This is a genomic window from Citricoccus sp. I39-566, from assembly GCF_031432995.1.
In the GTDB taxonomy this organism is placed as follows: Bacteria; Actinomycetota; Actinomycetes; order Actinomycetales; family Micrococcaceae; genus Citricoccus; species Citricoccus nitrophenolicus_A.
Window position 1 is genome coordinate 3,139,794 of the sequence record NZ_CP133842.1, and the last position, 19,409, is coordinate 3,159,202.

Here is a 19,409-nt window from a genome sequence, read left to right on the forward strand (position 1 = left end):
GGCGATCCGATCATGAGGAGGTTCCTGCCAGCTGCTCGAAGGCGGCGCGCGTGGAGCCGGCGTTGGAGGCCGCGCCGGAGCCGCCGGCGGGGACCACGCGGCGGATCGTGTCGATGTCATCCCAGGAGAACAGCGAGCGGATGGACACGTCCTCGCCGGGCTGGGGCGCGTGCAGGATCTTGTGGTCCCCGAGGTAGATGGCGATGTGCTTTCCGTTGCGCATGCCCAGCAGGTCGCCGGGCTGGGCCTCGGCCAGGGAGCCGATCTCGGTGCCGACCTTCGCCTGGTCGCGGGCCACACGCGGCATGTCCACGCCGAGCTCGTTCATGACGTACTTGACCAGACCCGAGCAGTCGAAGCCCTGGGACGGGGAGTTGCCGCCCCACACATAGGGGGTGCCGAGGTACTTCTTGGCGGTCTCCACGATCGCGTTGCCGGAGGCGGTGCCTCCGGAGGCTGAGGAGGCTGAGGTGGCGGCGGAGGCTCCGGAAGCGCCTGCGGCGGTCCCGACGCCGGCCGCACCGGTCCCGGCGGCCGCGGCACCGGTCGCGGTGGAAGCGGCCGCTCCCCCGAGGGCCTGGCGCAGCTGGGCGGCGAACTGGTCCTGGGCGGCTTGCTCGGCGGCGCTGCCCGGGAGGGCGCCGGTGCTGGAACCGATGATGCCGCCGGTGCCCGCCGTGCCGGTCAGACCGGAGGCCAGGGGCGTGCGGGACTGCGGGGCCAGGGCAGAGAGGTTCGACTCGATCTGGGCCATGCGGGCCTCGATGGCGGCGATGGGCATCAGGACTCCCCCTCGGTGCGGTGCGTCGTGCGGGTCTTCTGGGCGTGCTGGGTGGAGGCGAGCTCGTCGAGCGCGTGCTGCTCGGCCTTGGCCTCCAGGGCGCGCAGGCTCGCGTCGTGGCGTTCCTTGAGCAGCTCGACGCTGCGCCGGGACTGCCGCGCGAGCATCAGGGCCTTCTCGGCGGCCTCCACCTCGCCGTCGGCCACCTGCTGGGCGGCGCGGATCTCCGCCAGCTGGCGGGCGGCCGAGGCCCGCGCGATCCCGGCGGCCGCGAGCGCGGCCTGACCGCCGAGATCCTCGAGCAGCTCCCGCTCGTCGGCGGCCCGGCGCTGCACGCCGCGCGCTGAGTGGCGGGCCTGCGTGAGCTGGGCGGCGGCCTGGTCCTCCTGGATGCGGCGGACCTTGAGCAGGCTGGCGAGCTTGAACCCCGCCATCAGGCGGCCCGCCCGTCAGGACCGGAGGCCCCGGTGGAACCGGGAGCGCCGGCCGCTCCGCCGCCCAGCAGTCCGGCGAGCCGGCCCAGCCGGCCCCACGCCTCCGCCAGCGGGGTGGAGTCGTCCATGTCCTGGCGCAGGAAGCCGTCGATCTCGCCGCGGTGGGCCAGGGCGGCGTCGGCCAGCGGCCGGGTTCCGGGCACGTAGGCGCCCACGTCCACGAGGTCCTGCACGTCCCGCCGCTCGGCCATCGCCCGGCGCACGGCCGTGAGGTTCGCCTTGTCCGCTCCCGGAGTCACGGCCGAGGCCACGCGGGAGATGGAGGCCAGCACGTCGATCGAGGGGTAGTGCCCGGCCACGGCCAGGGAGCGTTCGAGCACGAGGTGGCCGTCCAGGATGGAGCGGGCGGAGTCGGCCACGGGGTCGTTGTGGTCGTCCCCGTCCACGAGCACGGTGTAGATGCCGGTGACGGAGCCGCCGCGGTCCGTGCCGGCGCGCTCGAGCAGCTGCGCCAGCAGGGAGAAGGTGGAGGGCGGGTAGCCGCGCGTGGCCGGGGGCTCGCCGGCGGAAAGGCCGATCTCCCGCTGGGCCATGGCCACGCGGGTCAGGGAGTCCATCATCAGCACGGCGTGGCGGCCGGCGTCCCGGAAGTGCTCGGCGATCCGGGTGGCGGTGAAGGCGGCCTTGCGGCGCATCATGGCCGGCTCGTCGCCGGTGGCGACCACCACCACGGAGCGGGCCAGCCCCTCGGGGCCGAGGTCGTCCTCGAGGAAGCCGCGGACCTCGCGGCCGCGCTCACCCACCAGGGCGATGACGGAGATCTCGGCGTCCGTGCCGCGCGCGATCATGGACAGCAGGGAGGACTTGCCCACCCCGGAGCCGGCGAACAGGCCGATGCGCTGGCCGCGGCCGAGGGCGGTGAAGGTGTCCACGGCGCGCACGCCGGTGCCCAGCTGGGTGTTGACGGGGTCCCGCTCCAGGGCGTTCGGCGCGGACCGGTGCACGCCGGCGAACTCCACGCCGGTGATCGGCCCCTTGCCGTCGAGGGGCCGGCCCAGGGCGTCCACCACCCGGCCGATCAGTCCGTCCCCCACGGGCACCTGCCCGCCCCGGTGGGCGCGCAGCACGGGGGTGCCGGCGGCCGGCGCCCAGCCGTCCGCCAGGGGCATCACGGTGGCCTCGGTGCGGTGCACGGCGATCACCTCGGCCTCCACCGCGCCCGTTCCGGTGCCCACGGTCACCACGTCACCGACGGCCACGGCGAGCCCGCCGATGGTGGCCTGCAGTCCTTGCGAGGAGACCACGGTGCCGTGGGCCACGGGCGCGGCCAGCCGGCGGATCGACTCGACGTGCCGGTCCAGGCAGGCGGCGAGGTCCTCGGGTGAGACGGTGGTGCTCATCGCGGGTTCTCCTCGGCGGCGTAGGCGCGCACGCGCCCCAGGGCGTCCTCCACGCCGGCCTCGAGCCAGCCGTCGCGGTAGACGGCCACGGCTCCGCCGGGCGGCAGGGTGGGATCGGCCTGGAGCACGACGCCGGCCGGCAGCTCGGCGGCGGCGGTCGCGGCCCGCTCGGCCTCGGGGTGCAGGCGGATGGTGTGCACGGGGGACGGTGTGGAGGCCGTGAGCGCCCGGTGGATGGCGGCGCGGGCGGCCACCGAGGCGACCGAGAGCTCGGCGCCGAGGATGACCTCGGCCACGTGGCAGGCGATCTCGAAGACGGTCTCCTCGGCGCGGTCCAGGGCGTGCTCCATGGAGGCGGTCAGCTGCGCGGCGGCGTGGCCGAGCGAGGCCAGGGTCTGCTCGGTGCGCTCCTGGGTGCTGCGCATCAGCCGCTCGTGCTCGGTGCGCCGGCTGTCCTCGAGGGCGTCGGCGTGTTCCTGGGCGGCCTTGAGCCCGTCCACGTAGCCGCGGGAGCGGCCCTCGATCACGGCGGCGTCCACCACGGGCGAGGACACGACCTCCACGGGGGCGGCGTGGTACTCGGAGATCCGCAGGGAGCGCACGGCAGCATTCAGGTCGGTGCTGAGGCCGGCGTTCGGCTCGGAGTTCGGCGCGGCATTCAGGACAGAGCTGCGCTCGGCGAGTTGCTCAGACATACTCGTCCTCGTCCTGCTGCTGCTGCTTGGAGAGGTTCAGGTCCCCGGAGGCCTCGAGGTTGCGGACCTCGCGGACCACCTCGCCACGGGCCTCCTCCACCTCGGAGGCGCGCAGCTTGGACACGGCCGCGGCCTCCTCGTTCAGGGCCACCGCGTTGCGCGAGGACATGTTCTGGCGGATCTTCTGCTCCAGCGCCGGGTTGGCGCCGCGCAGGGCCCGGGCCAGCACGTCCATCTTGAGCGAGCGCAGCACGAGCTGCAGGGAGACGTCGTCCAGCTTGATGAGGTCGGCGAAGGTGAACATGAGGTTCCGGACCTCCTCCCCCAGCTCGGGGTCGGTGGCGGACATGTACTCCAGCACGCCGCGCTCGGTGGCGGAGTCAGCGCGGTTGACGATCTCCACGAGGGACTGCACGCCGCCGATCGCCGCCTGCTCGCGGGCGGTGGCCACGGAGGACACCCGGGACTTGAGGATCTCCGCCGTGACGCGGACGGCCTCGGTGCTCGGGGTGCCCATGGTGGCGATGCGGAAGGCCACGCCGTTGCGGACCGGCTCGTCGAGGCCGGAGAGCACGGCCGAGGCGGTGCGGGGGTCCAGGTTGGACAGCACCACGGCCTGGATCTGCGGGGTCTCCTCGTGGATGAGGGCCAGGATCTGGGTGGCGTCCATGGTCTCCAGGAACTCGAAGGCCTTGCCGGCCAGCACCCCGGCGGCACGCTCCATCACGTCCCCGGCCTTGTCCTCGCCGAAGGCCCCGGAGATGAGCCGGCGGGCCAGGTGGGCGCCGCCGCGGGCCGGGGTGCGCCCGGACTCGACGATCACGGCCATCTCCGCCATCACGGCGTCCACGGTGTCCGGGTCCGCGCTCTTCATGCGCATGATCTCGGCGGAGATCTCCTGGGCCTCGTCCTCGTTGAAGTGGGACATCACCTGGGAGGCCACCTCCGGCTCCAGGTCCATCAGGAGCACGGCGACCTTCTGCACGCCGTTCAGCTTGAGGTCCGGTTTCATGCCATCTCCTTCGCTTCCATCAGGGCGCGCATCATCTCGGCGGTCTTGGCCGGGTCGGTCTGGGCCGCGTGGTGGACCTTCTGGGAGGCGCTCGGCCCGTCCGGCAGCGGCTCCAGCGGCTTCGCCACCGGGAGGACCGAGGACAGGGCCTGAGTGGGCGGCTCGGTGGCGATCACGGGCATCTGGCCGGTGTCCGGTCCGGTGGAGCGGTCCAGCATGGCCGGGGCCGGGGCGGTCTCGCCGAGGTCCTCGAGGGTCTCCACGGTCCGGCGGCGGCGCAGGATCATCCACACCACGAACCCGACCAGCAGGACGGCGGCGGCGATCCCGTAGAGGATGATGTCCCGCACCAGCCGGTCCTGGGCGGCGGCGGCCTCCGCGGCCTCCGCGTCGGCCAGGGCCTGGGCGGCCTCGGCGGCGCCGGCGGTGGAGAAGGGGATGATCTCCACGGTCACGAGGTCCCCGCGCTCGGGGTCCAGTCCGGCGGCGGTGGAGACCAGCTCGGTCACCTGGGCGTCCGTCAGGCCGCCCGCGGCGGCCGAGTCCACGGCCACGGCGACCGTCTGGCGCTCGACGTCACCGGCCGGCGTCGTGGTGGAGGTGGTGGTCTTGTCCACCGCGTTGGTGCGGGATTCGGCGCCGGAGGTGAAGTTGCCCTTGCCGGTGGCGCCGGCGCCCGTGTTGGCCACGTTGTCCGGGCCGAGCACGCCCGTCCCGGCGGGGGTGCCGGCGCCGGTGTAGTCCTCGGTGGAGGTCTGCTCGGTGAGCGCCTGCACGCCGCCCTCCGGGGTGGTGAACTCCTCGGAGACGGTCTCGGAGGTGGAGCGGGTGGTGGCCACCGTGGCGGCCACGGTGGAGTTGCCCGGGCCCACGAGGTTGTCCAGGACCTTCTGCACGTTGGCGGTGACGGCGGCGGAGCGCTCGTCCTCTCCCCCGGCGGTGTCCAGCGGGCCCTCGCCCACGGCGGAGAGGACCTTGCCCGTGGAGTCGACGACGGCCACGTCGGTGGGGTCCATGCCCTCCACCGAGGCGCTGGCCAGGTGCACGATGGCCTGGACCTGCTGGTTGGACAGGTCCCCGCGCGGGCTGGCGACGAACACGGAGGCGGTGGGGGTGCCCTGCTCGGAGGCGAACACGGTCTCCTCCGGCATCGCGAGCTTCACGGAGGCCTGCTCCACGCCGTCCATCTGGCCGATGGTGGCGGCGAGCTCACCCTCCAGGGCACGCTTGTAGGTGGTGTCCTGCTGAAACTCGGAGGAGGTGATGCCCACCTCGTCCAGCAGGTTGTAGCCCGTGCCGCCGCCCGAGGGCAGGCCGGCCGCGGCGGCGGAGAGGCGCTGGTCGTAGACGGCGTCGTCCGCCACCAGGATGGTGGTGCCGCCGTCCTGGAGCTCGTACTCCACGCCGGCGGACTTCAGCTGGTCCACCACGGCGGCCGCGTCCGAGGAGGACAGCCCGGTGAACAGCGGGGACAGGGTGGGCTTGGCGGCCTGGGTGGCGGCGAAGACACCGCCGGCCACGAGGGCCACGGCCAGCATCGAGGCGATGATGCGCTGGCCGATGGACATCTCGGAGAGCTTGGCGCCGAGGTTCTGGAACCAGCCGGCGGCGCCGGACGAGGCCGAGCGGCGGGCCGAGGGCAGGGGCGAGGTCGAGAGGCTCATGGTCTCAGGCCTGGATTCTCATGAGTTCGTTGAACGCCTGCAGCCCGCTGTTGCGCAGCGCGACCATGAGGTCCATGGTCGCGGAGGCCTCGGCGGCGGCGATGGTGGCCTGGTGAATGTCCTCGAGGTCGCCCGTGACGGCCTGCAGGTTCAGGGTGTCCCGCTCGCCCTGCAGGGCCTGCAGGGAATCGACCTGGCCCGCGAGGGCCGAGCCGAAGTCGGCGCCGCCGGCCTCGGCGGTGCCGGTGATACCGGCCACCGCATCGGTGGCCGGGGCACCCGGGAGCGCGGCCGTCGTCGGGCTCGTGGGGTTCACGGCGGGCATGCTCGGAAGGGAGGGCATGGCTGGCATGCTCGCGATAGCTCCGATGGAGTCGATGGGCATCAGTTGCGTCCGATCTCGATACCGGCCTGGTAGACCGTCTTGGCCTTGTCCACCACTTGGGCGGCGAGGGAATAGGAGCGTTGGGCCATGATGAGGTTGCCCATCTCCACGCCCATGTCGATGTCCGGGCGGCGGACGTAGCCCTCCTCGTTGGCCTCAGGGTGGTCGGGCTCGTAGGAGAGCTGACCCTCGGCGTCCCCGTACTGCACGGAGGTGACCTGCACGCCCTGGTTCCCGGCGGCCGGGGCCACCTCGAGGTAGCGGGCCTGGAAGGCGTCCCCGTCCGCGTTGGTCACGGTGTTGATGTTGGCCAGGTTGTCCGCCGTGGCGTCGATCCACCGGCGGTTGGCGGACATGGAGGTCCCCGCGATCCCGATCGCGTCGAAGGCCGGCATCAGGAGGTCCTCGCGGCCGTGGAGACGCCGGAGAGCTTGGACTTGATGGCCTGGGAGGCGAACTGGTAGCTGAGCACCGTGGCCTCGTTGGAGAGCACCTCGGTGTCCGCGTTGACGTTGTTGCCGTTGAGGCGGGTGGGCTCGAGGGAGGCCTGCCGGGTGGGGGCGGCGCGGCCGTCGCCGGCGGCGATCGAGGCGGCCAGCTGGTCCTCGAACTGGACCTTGGTGGCCTGGAACTGCGGCGTGTTGACGTTGGCCAGGTTGTTGGCGATGGCACGCTGGCGCGCGGCCAGACCGTCCAGCGCCGATTCCAGCGCGTTGACCGTGACGGACATCCGTTCCCCTTCCCCTGGGCCCGTGTGGGGGTGCGGGCCCGTGAGTGCACTCGTTGTTCTGCGTGTCTCTCCTTCGGGAGGAAGACATGCGCAGAACGGCGGACGCGGGCGGCCGGTTCTGTTCCGGTCGCCTCGGAGGTTCCTATGCGGGGAGGTGCGGGGTGGGTGCGCGTTTTGTCCGGGGCGCGGAATCCTCTTCGTTACGAGCACGCTTGCAGGTGGCTGTACCGGCGATTCTCGACCGCAAGCGTGATCTCAACCCAGCTGGTGAGGACGGTCCAGGAAGCCAATGGCCATCAGAGGCCGGGGAACGACGCCGGCCCGGTACGGTGGCGCTGTCAGGCTCCGGTGTCGAGGTAGGCGGCGGTGGCGCCGCGGTTCGCGCTGGTCATGCGCTGGGCCTGGGCGGTCGCCTTGAGGGATTGGGCGATGCCGTCCTGCTCGGTGCGCATCTCCCGCAGGGCCACCGAGAGCCGAGTGGTCAGATTCGCCATGCGGCGCTGCAGGTGCTCGGGCGGCGTGCCGGCGGGGCGTGCTTCGAGTGCCGCGGGGAACTCCGTCCGGTCCTTGGAGTCGAGCCAGTCCTCCAGATCATTGGCGAGGGTCTCCCAGGCGAGGTCCGCCAGGACGGACTCGTGGGCGGCGTTGGCCGCGGTGAGGGCAGTCGAGCCCCCGCGAAAGGGCATGGTCAGGCTCATGCGGTCTTGGCCGCCTGCTCGAAGGCCTCGGCCACGGGGGTCAGCAGCTCGATGGCGCGCAGGGCGGCCTGGGCGTCCGAGTTCTGATTGGCGGAGGCGATGGTCTGCAGGCAGAAGGCATAGAGCGACTTGAGGTCCGCGGCGCCGGCCCAGGCGTTGACGTCCAGGGTGCCGTCCAGCTCGGAGAGGATCGACTGCGCGTGGATCAGGTGGCCGCTGGCCGTGCCGGCCTGGCCCTGCTGCAGGTCCGTGGCAGCACGGTGCAGGTCCAGGATGAGGCGCTGGAACAGCTTCACGGTGAGCTGGGCCGGGGTGGCGGTCATCAGCTCGCGGCGGCGCATCTCCTCGATGGGATTGCGCTGGGTGGTGCCCAACATGGTGTGCTCCTGGGGGTGAGAGTGGGTCAGGTGAGACGGGGATTACCGCTGGTTGGCGGCGGCATTGTTGGTGTTGATCTGGCCGGAGAGGTAACTCTGCAGCGAGTTGGCCTTGGCCAGGGCGACTTCCATGGCCGTGAACTGGGCGCGCAGGGTCGTCTCGCGCAGCTCCAGGCGGCGGAGCGCCGAATCGATGCTGGTCTGGGTGCGCTGGTTCTCCGTCACGCGGGACTCGATGGACTGGGTGAGGATGCCGTCGTACTGGTCGGAGATGGAACTGGCGGCTTCCTGGACGCGTCCGGCCAGCGCGGCCAGGGCAGTCCCGACGGCGGCGGGGTCCTCGGTGAGTGCCTGCTTCAGTGTCTCGGTGTCGATCTCCAGCCGTCCGTAGCGGTCCGGCTGGACGCCGAACCAGGCCTGAGAGGTGCCGTCCTCGGTGCGGACCGCAGCGCTGAAGATCTTGTCGTTGATGGAACGGACCGTGGAGTCGCCCACGAACATGCCGGCGCTGGTGGTGGACCCTGCACTGCCCGAGCCCGGGGTCACGGTGGTCACGGAGCCGATGGCGTTCAGCAGTCCGTTGATCTGCTTGAGCAGCTTCTCCGCCCGCTCGGTGGCGGCCGTCGGGTCGTTGGACGCCGAGGCGGTGACGGTCTCTCCCACCGCCTTCGCGGATACGGTAACGGAGACGCCGCTGGCCAGATCCGCGAACTCGTTGGTGGCCGAGGTGATGGTCTGCTCGGCGCCGGTCCCGGGGAACAGGGTGATTCGGGCGTCAGCCGCGGTGGAGGTGATGGCTCCGCCGGTACCGAACAGGTCGGCACCGTCGGCCGTGGCCGTGAAGGCTGCGTCTGCCCCGGTGTCTTGGCTGGTCAGCTGCAGGCGGTAGAGGGTTGTGCCCTCGGCGTCGGTGCCGGCCTTGATGAGGGTGGCGTCCACGCCCAGCTCGGCGTCGCCGTTGACGGCGTCCACCAGGGAGGTGAGGCTGTCTCCCGTGAAGTCCGCGGTGGTGCCGTCGGCTCGGGTGATGCTGAGTGTCTCACCGTTCCAGCCGGACAGCGGTGCGGAGACGCCGGACTGCTTGGCGGCGGCCGCGTCCACCCGGAAGTCCAAGGTGGCCGGGGTGGCGCCGTCGTCAACAGTGACGGTGACGTTCTCGCTGGTGGAGCTGCCCGTCGCGGGGCGGAAGGCGTCAGCGATGGAGTACTCCTTGGCCAGTTCGGCCAGGGAGGCGATCTGGCTGTTGAGTGCGCGCAGGCCGGAGATGCGGGCCTCGTTCTCAGCGAGCTTGTTCTCCATGAGGGTCACCGGGACCCGTTCCACGGAGATGAGGGCACCAATGAGCTCGGTGGTGTTCAGCCCGGAGGCCAGTCCGTCGAAGCTGATGCCTGCCATGGTGCCAGTCCGTTCCTCGTTGAGGTCTCTGTTGGTGTCTCTGCAACGGTCCAGCGACTACTGGACCACCAGGTGTGATGCCTATGCACCGTCCCGAGGGGCGGCCGCCCCGGATTCCCCCCGGTGACGGCCGCCCCTCGGTCACAGTGCGGTGTTCAGTGCGATGCCGCTAGGCGGATCAGCGGAGCAGCTGCAGCACGTTCTGCGAGGCCTGATTGGCCTGGGCCAGCATGGCCTGGGAGGCCTGCTCCTTGATGTTGGCAGCGGACTGCTTGACGATCTCCTTGGCCATGTCCACGTCGCGGATGTTGGACTCGGCGTTGATCAGGTTCTCGGCGGTCACGTTGACGTGCTTCAGGGTGTGCTCGAGACGGTTCTGCACGGCACCGATGTTGGAACGGTCCGAGGAGATCCCCGTGATCGCGGTGTCCAGGGCCACGATGGCAGCCGAGGCGCCGTCCGCGCTGGAGAAGTCCAGTGCACCGACGGTGGTGGCGATGTCGGCCAGGTTGGTGGAGATCGACAGGGCAATGGTGTCGGAGCTGCTGGCAGCGTCCGTCCCACCGTTGGCACCCACCTGGAACGAGAAGGTCCCGGTGCCGTCGAGCAGCTTGGCGTCGTTGAAGTTGATCGACTCCGACATGCGGGTGAGCTCCGCCGTCAGTTGGGTCACCTCGGTGGTGATGGCAGCGCGTGCCTCGGTGTTCAGGGTGTCGTTACCGGCCTGGACAGCCAGATCACGGACGCGCTGCAGGATGTCGCCGGCGGCGGACAGGCCACCTTCAGCGGTCTGGGCCAGGGAGATGGCGTCGTTGATGTTGCGGGCGGCGACCTCCAGGCCGTTGGACTGGGAGCGCAGGCCCTCGGCGATGGACAGGCCGGCGGCGTCGTCGGCGGCGCGGTTGATGCGCAGGCCGGAGGACAGCTTCTCCATGGAGGAGGCCTTCTCCTCGGAGGCGATGCTCATCATGCGGTAGGTGTTGTTGGCGGCGACGTTGGTGTTGATGACGGTCATGTCATGCTCCTTGGTGCAAAGTGTGGGGTTCTGATCCGCGGACCCTTTCCTGCGGACCCGACACCAGACTTATCGACACGGCCCGGGAGTTTTTTCACCCCGACCGAGATTTTTTCTGAACCGGCTGGCCGCTAGGCGAATCGGCGCACCTGCGGCACGATCCCGCCCCGCATCGCTCCCCCGGCGGCGGCCAGGAACTGCTCCCGACCGGCCGCGGGCACGGAGGCGGCCACGGGAGCGGCGGGCTTCACCGAGAGGGCGGAACCGAGCACGTCCTGCAGCAGGGCCAGTCCGCGCTTCTTCTCCTTGGAGATGGTCGCATCGGAGACGCCTAAAGCGGCAGCCACCTCTCCTTGGGCCAGTCCCTGGAAGTAATGCATCTCCACCACCTGACGCGTCCTCTCGGGCAGCGCAGCAACAGCCCTATGCAGCAGCAGGTTCTTCTCGGCATCGAGCACCTGCTTCTCGGGGCCGTCCTCGGCGGCGGCCAGCATGTCATTCAGAGAGTCGTCCAGGTGCGTCTGTGTCTTGGACCCCTCGGCCACCATGACGCGCAGCTCTTCCACGGAAACCCCCAGCGCCACGGCCAGCTCGGAGTCCTCCGGCACCCGGGCCAGGGAATGGGTCAGTTGCGCGCGGGCCTTCTCCAGGCGCTTGGCCTTGTCCCGGCCGCGACGCCCCATCCAGTCGAGTTGCTGCAGGAACTCCTGGATGGCCCAGCGAATCTTGAGGTGAGCCCACGTGGAGAACTGGGTGCCGGCGTCGGGGTCCCAAGTGTCCGCGGCGAGCACGAGACCCTCGAGGCCGACCGAGACCATCTCGTCCCGCTCCACCATGGGGTACTTGTGGTGCATCTCGGACACCGCGTAGCCGACCAGGGGGATGTTCTGCTCCACCAGGTCGTTCCGTGCTGTTCTCATGCCCGGCTACCCTCCATCGCTGCTGACATGTTGTCCTTGAGCAAGTGCCCCGAAGGCACCCTCGGCACAGGACATGCGCAGAAATCTCCGGCCGGGGGTCAAAAGTTGGTCCATGTGTACCGACAACAAGGATCAGCCGGGACACCAGAGGTCCCACCGGCGCCCGCCGGCGGTGTGAAAGGTAGAAGAATGCACGCAGATGAACTGTCCAACGAGCTGTGGCGCGAGCGCGGCATCCTGGAGAACCTGCTGTACAAATTCACCACACAGCGCCTGCTCGTCACCAATGGCGAGTCCCGCTGGCTGGGCCGCTGCACCGCGGAGATCGAGGCGCTGAAGAACCAGCTCTCCACCACGCAGCTGACCGTGGACGTGCTCTCCGCCTCCCTCGCCCAGCAGTGGGGCATGACCACCGAGGGCTCCCCCACGCTGCGCGAGCTCGTGGCCGGCGCCCCCGCCGAGGGACCGTGGGCCGGGATCCTCCAGGACCACCACGGCGCGATCGTGTCCCTGGCCGAGGAGATCCGCACCGTCTCGGAGGAGAATGCCCGCTTCCTCAAGGCCGCCAACATCTCGCTGCAGGAGGCCGGCCAGCAGACCGGCCCCGCCGTCACCTACACGGCCGCCGGCTCCGCCGCCCCCACCTCAGGCGCGGCCATCATCGACCGCCAGGGCTGAACGGCAGGCATAGGACAATTATGGGACTGAGCACCTTCCACTCGCTGAACACCGCCGCGCGAGGCCTCGAGGCCGCCCGCGCGCAGATCGCCATCACCGCGCAGAACACCGCCAACGCCGGCACCGTGGGCTACACCCGCCAGTCGGCTCAGCTGCAGTCGCTGCCGGGCGTGCAGCCCACCGGGCTGTTCACCAACCCCACCGGGGTGGGCCAGGGCGTGGAGGTGGCCGGGATCGGCCGCTCCGCCTCCGAGCTGGTCAACCGCCAGGTGCGGGGCGCCGTGGCGCAGACCGGCTTCCAGCAGGTCCGCGCCGAGGCGTACTCCGGGATCGAGGACGTTTTGCGTGAGCCCGGCGACGGCTCCGTGTCCTCCGCCGTCAACGCCTATCACTCGGCCTGGCAGGACCTCGCCAACAACCCGGGCGACGCCGGCGCCGGCGCCGCCCTGCTCGAGGCCGCCGGATCGCTGGCCGGCCGTCTCCGCGCCGACGTCCAGCAGCTGAAGGACCAGTACGCCGCCCAGGGCCATGAGCTGCGCGCCGAGGTGGCGCAGGTGAACTCCCTCGCCGAGCAGCTCGCCCAGATCAACGGCGCCATCCGCAGCACCGGTGCTGCCGGCGGCTCCACGAACGAACTGTTGGACCACCGCGATCAGCTCGCCGAGCAGCTCTCCTCCCTCACCGGCGGTCAGCTCCGCCCCGCCGCGGACGGCACCGGCGACTTCCTGGTGGGCGGCAACGCGCTCGTCTCCGGCGAGAACACCAAGCCCCTCGCTGTCGGCGAGGCGGCGGACGGCACCACCATCGTCCAATGGGAGCACCGCAGCGGCTCCGCCGGGGTCGACGGCGGCTCGCTCGCCGGCCGCTTGTCCGTGCTGTCCACGGAGGGCCCCCTTGCCGGCGCGATCCAGGGGTACGACGACCTGGCCGCCTCAATGGCGAACGGCACGAACGGACTGCACCAGGGCGGGACCACGGGCGACGGCGTCCAGGGTGGAGCCTTCTTCGACTTCGACCCCGCCAACCCGGCTGAGTCCCTGCGCGTGGTCATCTCCAATCCAGCAGACATCGCCCACGCCGGCCCGAATCAGGGTGCCCTGGACGGTTCCGTCGCGGACGCGATCAGCAGTCTCGGCGAGTCCGTCTCCAGCAGCTGGACCGGTTTCGTCTCGGGAGTGGGATCGGCCTCCCGCAGCGCCCTGAACGGGCTCAGCCTCTCCGTGGGGACCGAGTCCTCGGCGCGGGCCTCCCAGCAGTCACTGGCCTCCGTGGACCGGGACGAGGAGGCCGTGAACCTGGTGACATTCCAGCACGCCTACCAGGCCTCGGCCCGCGTGCTGACCGCAGTCGATGAGATGCTGGATACCCTGATCAACCGCGTGGGGCTGGTGGGCCGCTGAGTCAGTCCAGGACAGTTTGGCCCCGAGCGTGAAAATCGGGGCCGACCGTACCGATGACTGATGCAGAACGCCCTGGAAGGAAGGTGGGATGACCATGATGCACCGTGTGACCTCGTCCATGACGGCCGCCACCACGCGCGCCAACCTGCAGGAATCGGCCAAGACGCTGGCCGAGCTGCAGAACAAGGCCGCCTCCCGCCAGGCAATCTCCCGTCCCTCCGACGATCCCGCCGGCACCCGCACCGCCATGGCGGCCCGCGCCGAGATCGCCCGCACCACCCAGTACGAGCGCAACCTGCAGAACGCGGACACGTGGATGCGCAGCATCGACAACGCCCTGCAGTCCGGGCTGGACATCATGGCCCGCATCCAGGACCTCACCCTGGCAGCGGCCAACGCCACGGTGAATCAGGCCGGCCGCGATGCCAGCGCCGCCGAGGTCGACCAGCTGCGCACCGAGCTGCTCTCCGTGGCCAACACCCAGGTGCTCGGCCGCAACGTCTTCGCCGGAACCTCCGCCGAGAGCGCCGCCTATGTTGAGGGAACCCCTCCGACGTGGAACGGCACCCCCGGCGCCGACGTGGAGCGCCGGATCTCGGACAGCACCACCATCCAGGTCGATGTCCCGGGCGAGGCCGCCTTCGGCACCATCGGCCAGGGATCCGTCTTCGAGGTCCTCACGAAGCTGTCCGAGACATTGCGCTCCGGCGGGGACCTCTCCGGGTCCATCGGCACGCTGGAGAACTCCCGCCAGCAGATGTCGGATGCCCTCACCGCCTCCGGCGCCCGCCACGCCACCGTGGGCCGCACGCTGCAGGCCACCCAGACGCGACTGACCGAACTCGAGGCCACCCGTACCTCCACCGAGGAGGCGGACCTGGCCGAGTCGGCCGTGGAGCTGCAGATGCAGCAGCTGAACTACCAGGCCGCGCTGGCCGTCTCCGCCCAGGCCCTGCAGACCTCGCTACTGGACTACCTGCGGTAATCCCGAGAGCGCCGCGTCGCCGCCGGCATCAGGCGAGTCGCCATTCGTCCTCAGTCTCACGGAGGAAGCGGCGACCGGCCTCCAGGGCAAATTCTGAGTCATCGTCGCCATGGCTCAGCACCGCATCGATCTGCGCGGTGATTCGCGCGGCCTCGGTGTTCTCCATGGTTGCACTATGTCCGAGTGAGGCCCCGCCGGACCAGATCCGCGCGGCCGTAGCCCTTACACCGCGCGGAGGTGACGCTCTCACGGGAGCGAACCGGCCGGCGTCGTGCCCGGTGTTCCGCCGGCCCACAGGTCGGCACCCGGGATCTCCACGCCCCCACCGAAAATGCCGCAACTGAACCAACAAGCGGAAATGGCCGTCACCGTTTGGACAATCCGTCATGGCATTCTGCGACGAAATGTCCACGTGATGACAACGGTCGATTGACGGCCCTGCCCCCTCCGCACGCACTCGGAGGGGAGACTCACACCGCGCGGAGGTGACGCTCCCCCGCAATGGAACCGGCCGGCGTCGTGCCCGGGGTTCCGTCAGCAGACGAACCGGTACCCGGGATCTCCACGCCCGCACCGAGGATCCCGCGGACGATCCCGTCCAGGCGGTCCCGCACCTCCTGGTGGGTGGTGCCCATCGGCGCGTCGGGGAAACGGGCCATGGCCTGGTAGGCGTCCCACGCCCCGGCCAGGGTCTCCTCGCGCTCGGCCAGCTTGGCCTCATGGGTGGCGGCGCCGGCGGTGTCGAAGGCGGAGAACGCCTCGAACTCTTCGGCCAGGAACGCGTCCACCACGGCGTTGACGCAGGTGCGCCAGCCGGCGGGCTTGCGGCCGTTCTTGAGCACGGGGGCGAAGTCCTTGACGGCGGCACGGAAGGCGCGCACGGAGGGGCGGTCCGGGCGGGCGCGGTCGGCCAGGGCCTCCACGGCGATCGTGTGCGCGATCGCCGGGTCGCGGGAGACCAGCTCGAACAGCTGGGCCTTGGAGTAGTCGTCCCACAGGGCCATCAAATCCTGATCGGCATGGTCGAACATGCCCTGCCAGCCGTGGATGCGGTTCAGGCACGCGAGCATGGCCTGCGCGGAGCGGTGCGCGGCCTTGGGGTCGGCCTCGAGCAACGGCAGGGCGCGACGCCGGACGCGCACCTCGGGGCGCACCGGTTCCGGAAGGTTGAAGGCGAACCTCAGGGCCGCCGAGCCGGCGGCGGTGCGGGCGATGCCGCGGTGGTGCGAGGCCTTGGAGCGCAGCCACTCGGTGGCCTCCTCGAGCATCATGCGCTGAGCGAGGCCGGCCTCCTCCGTGCCGAGCCCGTCCACGCCGGCGCCAGGGGCCGCGGCCTGGGTGAAGGCGTGCGAGGCGGCGGTGACCTTGCCATCTTCCGCACCGGTGGGGGCGACGAGCTCCTGGCGGGCCGCCGTGCGGTTGTGGATGTTACGCAGCACCGACTTGCGGGTGGAGCGCAGGGTCTGGCGGGCCCAGCCCGTGATGGAGGCGCCGCGGGCGCGCTCGAGGTCGAAGAACGCCTCGGGCCCCTCCTCGGTGATCCGGCGGAACAGGAACTCGTCGAACTCCGCGGCCACGTCCTGGCTCAGCTGGGGCCCGGAGGCCAGCCCGTAGTGCCAGGTCTGGTACTCCCGGGCCACCTCGTGGGAGATGCCGGATCCGGTGAGGATCCCCGCGATCTGCTGACGGGTCTGGCGTTCGGTCAGGTGGCCGGCGGCCCATCGGTCGATGAGGTCACGGCACGCGGAATCGGTCTGGAGGTTCTCTGCTCGCACGAACACTGTGTGTGCGGCACTTTCGTCTATTGCGCTGTCCAATTACGTGACGTTTATCACGTTCGCACCGTTCGGTAGCGCGCACCTTTAACGCACTTTCAGGGCAATCCCCACCGGTGGGGATTGCCCTGAAAGTGGAGGGGGTCAGGCGTGATGGATGCCCAACTGATCGGCCAGCACGCGCTTGGCCAACGTGCGGACCTTGCGGATCTGCGCCGCGGCGGAGGCCTGCGGCAGCCCCAGCTGCTCAGACACCTCGCGCGGGGTCAGCACGCGCTGGTCACCCTCGGAGGAATAGACGCCGGAGAGCCAGCAGGCGGCGACGTCGGCCGTCACCCCGCCGATGGTCCTCGCCTTGGCGATCACGGCGGCCACGAGACGCGGCCCCTCGGTGGGGTGCAGCAACCCGCCCTCGGGGGTCATGGCGGCCAGCTCCAGATCGTGGATGTCCGCCGCGGGGCGCGTGAGGTTCAGCTCGCCGGTCTGGCAGAGCATGCCCTGCTTGGCAGCGTCCTTGCGGGTGGCGGCCATGCGGCGGTTGTGCTCGACCTCGACCTCGCGGTCGCTCGGCTCGTGGCCGTGTGCGGCGCGCATCTCGTCCCGCAGTTGGTTCAGCTGGCGCACGCGGCGGCTCAGGGAGATCATCCCGGAGGCCGGGGACAGGTGGCGGTCCGCCCAAGCGCGCACCGTGGCGCGGGCCCGCACGTGCAGCAGGCCCTCCCAGTTCGAGATCCCCTCGATCTGCGCGGGGGTGGCCAGCAGTTCCTCCACGAAGGTCACGGCTTCCATGGCCACGAGCTGCTCCACGTCCTCGCGGTGCGTGGCATAGGGCATGCCGAGGGTGCGGCACAGACGGTGGGCCAGCAATCGGTAGAGCTTGCGACGGGAGGCGATGAAGTCATCCCGCAGGGCGGTGCGCTGCGGGGACGGGTGACCGCTGGCGATCATCCGCAGCTGGTCCAGGGTGGAGGTCTCCAGGGCGGCGTCCGCCGTGGTGATCAGGTCGGTATCCAGCTGGTCGGCTCCGCTGAGGGAAACGGGGCCACGAGACGTGCAGACGGTGGTGGTCAACGGGCACCCCTGTTCGTCTCCGGGTCGATCAGCACGGAGCGGGCCATCGGATCGGAGCCCACGTTCAGGGCGGCCTGGGCCCGCGCGGTGGACAGCTTGTCCTGGGGGTGCTCGAGGCGGTACGCCGCCACGATCGCCTCCAGGGTGGCACCGGGCATCTGGGCGGCCACGCGGCGGACCTTGGGCCCGATGCGGGGGTCGCCGATGGCACGGCGGATGTGGTCCTCGGCATCGCGGCGCAGATTGCGGCTGAGGTACATCAGCGGGTCCACCTTGGCGAAGCGGTCAGGACGGAGGCAATGCTCCAATAACCGCGACACGCTGGCGTCTTCCGCGGAATCCACCGTCGTCTCCCCTACCATCATGACGTTCACCACCTGTTCGATCCCCGTCTCGTGCAGTACGGCCTGGACCCGTCCGGTGAGCGCGCCGATCTCATGGCTCACTGCGGAGTGGGCCTTGTGAACGGTGGCGGTGACGAACGGTTCGAGACTGAACAGCAATTGCCACTGGGATTGACGGCCTGCGCGCACGAGGTCATGGAGACCTTGGACGGTGTAGCGGTGGATCCCGGGGGCGGAATAGTTACCGACAGAAACTATAGCGTTCAAGCTCGTGACACGCGAGGGATTTTTCGCCCGCTGAGAATTGTTCGGTCGACGTTCACCCAGGTGGTTCAGGTCACCGGTATCCGCCCACCCCATGGAGTGCGCCGTCCACCGGTACGGACGTTCCGGTCCCTCAGGTCCTTCCACACGGACCAGGGCGTCATTGCCGCCCCAGTCCAGGCGAACGGGCATGAGCAGGGTCTCGCCTGACTCGTGGTCGCGGCCCTTCCGCCCGATCTCCATGGCCGGAAGGCGCCAGTCCCACGCCGGCAACAGGACCAGGGTGCGAGGCCCGGTCCCGTTATCGGCGGCGGTACCTGCGGCGAGCAGCCGTTCGGCCGCCCGGCCCCAGAGGATCGATTCGAGGTGGGAACACAGGGATTCAAGCGTCGGGTGCCGACGCGGGGCACTCTCGTTCCCGTCCGGCGCCGCTGCGCTCAACACCTGTGCCTCAACCATGCCGACCCTATGCACAACCCGACGCCCCGGCGGTCGAATAGCGCATAGACCTTCCGTGCACCACCCCACCCGCCACCTAATCATCCCGGCGGTCAGGGGCGTCCGCACTTGACCACTACGCAGAAGCCGGTAAAGTGCGCCGCTTCGGCGTACCACCGAGTAAACTTGACATATACAGCAATCCCCTGCTGCGGAAGGCACCTGCAACAGAAGAGAGTGGGTGGAAACCTTGCCGATTCGTGACGCCGTCTCCCGGTGGACCATCACCCGATGCGATCCGCTCGTCGTGCATGCCTATCGCGAAGCTGCCGATGACGAGCTGCGCGCCACGTCCGCCGATTTCCCGGACTGGTTCGCCATCTGGGCCTCCGGCGTGCTCGCCGACCTGATCGAGACCCTGGATCCCGAGGATCCCTGGCGGAACACCGCCCTGGACGACGCCGGCGCGGTCGTCCTGCCCGACGGGTCCCCTTTCGGGACCTGGCACAACGCGACCGACCTGCTGCCGCTCCCTCCGGAGGGCGACCCGGCGCTGGATGTCGGACTGGCCGCCGTCGCGCAGGCCCTCTCCGCCGAGTCCGCGCTGCTGTGGCACGCGGCCCAGGCGGGCCGCGAGGAGGCGCGGGAGCAGCTGCTGACCATCGAGGTGGGCGGCGCGTACCCCGTGGCCGCCCCGGTGATCGAGCGCGCCATGTTCCGCCGCCGCGTGTTCATGGGGCAGGAGGACGCCTACATCCCGCAGGTCTGCACCGACTGGTCCAAGCGCGCGGACCTGATCACCAGCGGACAGCCCTGGGACGAGGCCGGCGCCGCCCGCCTGCACGCCGGCTCCAGGGTCGAGCCGGGCAGCTGGCGCCTCCTGGCCTGACGCCCCGCTCCCCAGACCCCCTGCCCGCTTCCAGCTGAGTCGCACGAATGGGCCCTCCT

Annotated in this window: 22 protein-coding genes; 4 read left to right on the forward strand and 18 right to left on the reverse strand. The window is 70.5% G+C overall.

What is annotated here, in order from left to right:
- Positions 1-10: 10 nt before the first annotated feature.
- The 14 genes from RE421_RS14300 to RE421_RS14365 all read right to left on the reverse strand — a co-directional run bounded on the left by RE421_RS14300 (position 11) and on the right by RE421_RS14365 (position 11,506).
- On the reverse strand, positions 11-781 hold the full coding sequence (locus RE421_RS14300) for a C40 family peptidase (RefSeq protein ID WP_309811406.1): 771 nt from the start codon (positions 779-781) through the stop codon (positions 11-13).
- Positions 781-1,215, reverse strand: coding sequence for a flagellar FliJ family protein (locus tag RE421_RS14305; protein ID WP_309811409.1), 435 nt, complete (start codon positions 1,213-1,215; stop codon positions 781-783). Before RE421_RS14305 ends, RE421_RS14300 begins: the two co-directional genes overlap by 1 nt.
- Positions 1,215-2,615 carry a FliI/YscN family ATPase gene (locus RE421_RS14310; RefSeq protein WP_309811412.1) on the reverse strand — a complete coding sequence of 467 codons (1,401 nt, stop codon included), beginning with the start codon at positions 2,613-2,615 and terminating at the stop codon, positions 1,215-1,217. Before RE421_RS14310 ends, RE421_RS14305 begins: the two co-directional genes overlap by 1 nt.
- On the reverse strand, positions 2,612-3,310 hold the full coding sequence (locus tag RE421_RS14315) for a FliH/SctL family protein (RefSeq protein WP_309811415.1): 699 nt from the start codon (positions 3,308-3,310) through the stop codon (positions 2,612-2,614). The genes RE421_RS14310 and RE421_RS14315 overlap by 4 nt, the downstream gene beginning before the upstream one ends.
- Complete coding sequence (fliG, locus tag RE421_RS14320; protein ID WP_309811418.1) at positions 3,303-4,322, reverse strand: flagellar motor switch protein FliG; 1,020 nt, start codon at positions 4,320-4,322, stop codon at positions 3,303-3,305. The genes RE421_RS14315 and fliG overlap by 8 nt, the downstream gene beginning before the upstream one ends.
- The gene (gene fliF, locus RE421_RS14325) at positions 4,319-5,986 is read right to left on the reverse strand and encodes a flagellar basal-body MS-ring/collar protein FliF (protein WP_309811420.1); all 1,668 of its coding nucleotides are present in this window, start codon (positions 5,984-5,986) and stop codon (positions 4,319-4,321) included. Before fliF ends, fliG begins: the two co-directional genes overlap by 4 nt.
- Before the next feature lie 4 nt (positions 5,987-5,990).
- Positions 5,991-6,329, reverse strand: coding sequence for a flagellar hook-basal body complex protein FliE (locus RE421_RS14330; RefSeq protein WP_309811423.1), 339 nt, complete (start codon positions 6,327-6,329; stop codon positions 5,991-5,993).
- Positions 6,330-6,370: 41 nt separating this feature from the next.
- Entirely contained in the window at positions 6,371-6,766 is a 396-nt protein-coding gene (locus RE421_RS14335; protein ID WP_309811426.1) for a flagellar basal body rod C-terminal domain-containing protein, read from the reverse strand.
- Complete coding sequence (locus tag RE421_RS14340; RefSeq protein ID WP_309811429.1) at positions 6,766-7,101, reverse strand: flagellar basal body protein; 336 nt, start codon at positions 7,099-7,101, stop codon at positions 6,766-6,768. The genes RE421_RS14335 and RE421_RS14340 overlap by 1 nt, the downstream gene beginning before the upstream one ends.
- Positions 7,102-7,439: 338 nt before the next feature.
- Positions 7,440-7,799, reverse strand: a complete 360-nt coding sequence (locus tag RE421_RS14345) for a hypothetical protein (RefSeq protein WP_309811431.1) — start codon at positions 7,797-7,799, stop codon at positions 7,440-7,442.
- A complete protein-coding gene (locus RE421_RS14350; RefSeq protein ID WP_309811434.1) occupies positions 7,796-8,176 on the reverse strand; it encodes a flagellar export chaperone FliS in 381 nt (126 codons plus the stop codon). Before RE421_RS14350 ends, RE421_RS14345 begins: the two co-directional genes overlap by 4 nt.
- A 42-nt stretch (positions 8,177-8,218) precedes the next feature.
- Positions 8,219-9,571, reverse strand: a complete 1,353-nt coding sequence (gene fliD, locus RE421_RS14355) for a flagellar filament capping protein FliD (protein WP_309811436.1) — start codon at positions 9,569-9,571, stop codon at positions 8,219-8,221.
- Positions 9,572-9,749: 178 nt separating this feature from the next.
- On the reverse strand, positions 9,750-10,586 hold the full coding sequence (locus RE421_RS14360; protein WP_309811439.1) for a flagellin: 837 nt from the start codon (positions 10,584-10,586) through the stop codon (positions 9,750-9,752).
- 131 nt (positions 10,587-10,717) lie between these two features.
- On the reverse strand, positions 10,718-11,506 hold the full coding sequence (locus RE421_RS14365) for a sigma-70 family RNA polymerase sigma factor (protein WP_309811442.1): 789 nt from the start codon (positions 11,504-11,506) through the stop codon (positions 10,718-10,720).
- A gap of 189 nt (positions 11,507-11,695) precedes the next feature.
- Between RE421_RS14365 and flgN the strand changes: the two genes are divergently transcribed.
- From flgN to flgL, 3 genes are all read left to right on the forward strand, one after another.
- On the forward strand, positions 11,696-12,184 hold the full coding sequence (gene flgN, locus RE421_RS14370; protein ID WP_309811445.1) for a flagellar export chaperone FlgN: 489 nt from the start codon (positions 11,696-11,698) through the stop codon (positions 12,182-12,184).
- A 20-nt stretch (positions 12,185-12,204) separates the two neighbouring features.
- A complete protein-coding gene (flgK, locus tag RE421_RS14375; protein WP_309811449.1) occupies positions 12,205-13,584 on the forward strand; it encodes a flagellar hook-associated protein FlgK in 1,380 nt (459 codons plus the stop codon).
- A gap of 88 nt (positions 13,585-13,672) precedes the next feature.
- The gene (gene flgL / locus RE421_RS14380; protein ID WP_309811451.1) at positions 13,673-14,569 is read left to right on the forward strand and encodes a flagellar hook-associated protein FlgL; all 897 of its coding nucleotides are present in this window, start codon (positions 13,673-13,675) and stop codon (positions 14,567-14,569) included.
- A 28-nt stretch (positions 14,570-14,597) separates the two neighbouring features.
- Here flgL and RE421_RS14385 read toward each other — a convergent pair whose 3' ends face one another.
- The 4 genes from RE421_RS14385 to RE421_RS14400 all read right to left on the reverse strand — a co-directional run bounded on the left by RE421_RS14385 (position 14,598) and on the right by RE421_RS14400 (position 18,482).
- Complete coding sequence (locus RE421_RS14385; RefSeq protein ID WP_309811454.1) at positions 14,598-14,735, reverse strand: hypothetical protein; 138 nt, start codon at positions 14,733-14,735, stop codon at positions 14,598-14,600.
- Between the two features lie 304 nt (positions 14,736-15,039).
- Positions 15,040-16,344: a hypothetical protein gene (locus tag RE421_RS14390; RefSeq protein ID WP_309811456.1), complete on the reverse strand. Its 1,305-nt coding sequence runs from the start codon at positions 16,342-16,344 to the stop codon at positions 15,040-15,042.
- A gap of 144 nt (positions 16,345-16,488) precedes the next feature.
- Complete coding sequence (locus RE421_RS14395) at positions 16,489-17,415, reverse strand: hypothetical protein (RefSeq protein WP_309811459.1); 927 nt, start codon at positions 17,413-17,415, stop codon at positions 16,489-16,491.
- A complete protein-coding gene (locus tag RE421_RS14400) occupies positions 17,412-18,482 on the reverse strand; it encodes a hypothetical protein (RefSeq protein ID WP_309811461.1) in 1,071 nt (356 codons plus the stop codon). The genes RE421_RS14395 and RE421_RS14400 overlap by 4 nt, the downstream gene beginning before the upstream one ends.
- Positions 18,483-18,711: 229 nt before the next feature.
- On the opposite strand from RE421_RS14400, the gene RE421_RS14405 reads away from it, so the two are divergent.
- The gene (locus RE421_RS14405) at positions 18,712-19,350 is read left to right on the forward strand and encodes a hypothetical protein (protein WP_309811463.1); all 639 of its coding nucleotides are present in this window, start codon (positions 18,712-18,714) and stop codon (positions 19,348-19,350) included.
- The last annotated feature ends 59 nt before the right edge of the window (positions 19,351-19,409 follow it).

Bases quoted from the DNA above. Each gene is read 5' to 3' on its own strand.
- RE421_RS14300 (WP_309811406.1), bottom strand. From the start codon at position 781: ATGCCCATCGCCGCCATCGAGGCCCGCATGGCCCAGATCGAGTCGAAC.
- RE421_RS14305 (WP_309811409.1), bottom strand. From the start codon at position 1,215: ATGGCGGGGTTCAAGCTCGCCAGCCTGCTCAAGGTCCGCCGCATCCAG.
- RE421_RS14310 (WP_309811412.1), bottom strand. From the start codon at position 2,615: ATGAGCACCACCGTCTCACCCGAGGACCTCGCCGCCTGCCTGGACCGG.
- RE421_RS14315 (WP_309811415.1), bottom strand. From the start codon at position 3,310: ATGTCTGAGCAACTCGCCGAGCGCAGCTCTGTCCTGAATGCCGCGCCG.
- fliG (WP_309811418.1), bottom strand. From the start codon at position 4,322: ATGAAACCGGACCTCAAGCTGAACGGCGTGCAGAAGGTCGCCGTGCTC.
- fliF (WP_309811420.1), bottom strand. From the start codon at position 5,986: ATGAGCCTCTCGACCTCGCCCCTGCCCTCGGCCCGCCGCTCGGCCTCG.
- RE421_RS14330 (WP_309811423.1), bottom strand. From the start codon at position 6,329: ATGCCCTCCCTTCCGAGCATGCCCGCCGTGAACCCCACGAGCCCGACG.
- RE421_RS14335 (WP_309811426.1), bottom strand. From the start codon at position 6,766: ATGCCGGCCTTCGACGCGATCGGGATCGCGGGGACCTCCATGTCCGCC.
- RE421_RS14340 (WP_309811429.1), bottom strand. From the start codon at position 7,101: ATGTCCGTCACGGTCAACGCGCTGGAATCGGCGCTGGACGGTCTGGCC.
- RE421_RS14345 (WP_309811431.1), bottom strand. From the start codon at position 7,799: ATGAGCCTGACCATGCCCTTTCGCGGGGGCTCGACTGCCCTCACCGCG.
- RE421_RS14350 (WP_309811434.1), bottom strand. From the start codon at position 8,176: ATGTTGGGCACCACCCAGCGCAATCCCATCGAGGAGATGCGCCGCCGC.
- fliD (WP_309811436.1), bottom strand. From the start codon at position 9,571: ATGGCAGGCATCAGCTTCGACGGACTGGCCTCCGGGCTGAACACCACC.
- RE421_RS14360 (WP_309811439.1), bottom strand. From the start codon at position 10,586: ATGACCGTCATCAACACCAACGTCGCCGCCAACAACACCTACCGCATG.
- RE421_RS14365 (WP_309811442.1), bottom strand. From the start codon at position 11,506: ATGAGAACAGCACGGAACGACCTGGTGGAGCAGAACATCCCCCTGGTC.
- flgN (WP_309811445.1), top strand. From the start codon at position 11,696: ATGCACGCAGATGAACTGTCCAACGAGCTGTGGCGCGAGCGCGGCATC.
- flgK (WP_309811449.1), top strand. From the start codon at position 12,205: ATGGGACTGAGCACCTTCCACTCGCTGAACACCGCCGCGCGAGGCCTC.
- flgL (WP_309811451.1), top strand. From the start codon at position 13,673: ATGACCATGATGCACCGTGTGACCTCGTCCATGACGGCCGCCACCACG.
- RE421_RS14385 (WP_309811454.1), bottom strand. From the start codon at position 14,735: ATGGAGAACACCGAGGCCGCGCGAATCACCGCGCAGATCGATGCGGTG.
- RE421_RS14400 (WP_309811461.1), bottom strand. From the start codon at position 18,482: ATGGTTGAGGCACAGGTGTTGAGCGCAGCGGCGCCGGACGGGAACGAG.